The organism is Lyngbya sp. CCY1209, assembly GCF_035615495.1.
Classification (GTDB): Bacteria; Cyanobacteriota; Cyanobacteriia; order Cyanobacteriales; family Microcoleaceae; genus Limnospira.
This window is the reverse complement of sequence record NZ_JAJENU010000040.1, coordinates 1-384: the sequence shown is the minus strand read 5'-3', so window position 1 is coordinate 384 and position 384 is coordinate 1. Positions and strand designations below refer to the sequence as shown.

Annotated in this window: 1 protein-coding gene; it reads left to right on the top strand. The window is 43.0% G+C overall.

From position 1 onward, the window contains the following. Positions 1–384 (top strand): reverse transcriptase/maturase family protein (locus LKE08_RS00190; protein WP_324702177.1); only part of this gene is annotated, 384 nt, incomplete at both ends.

Below are 384 nucleotides of genomic sequence, written 5' to 3'. Positions count from 1 at the left end.
CAAGGAGGGGTAATAAGTCCACTCCTCGCCAACATCGCACTGGATGGAATGGTGAGGCACATCGAAAAATTATTCCCCAAACACAAAGTTAAAGGGAAGATTATCAATACAACAGTCGTTAGATACGCCGATGATTTTGTAGTCATATCACAAAGCAGCGAAATCATTGAACAGTGCAAGATTGCCATCTCCGATTGGTTAAAGCCCATTGGACTCCAACTGAAACCAGAAAAGACAAGAATCTGTCACACACTTCGAGAAATTGAAGTAAATGGAAAAAAGGTCGCACCTGGTTTCGACTTTCTATGGTTCAATACTAGGCAATATCCTGCCGGAAAACACGTCTCTGGGAAAAGTGGAGGAAAAGCCAGTAAACTCCTTGGC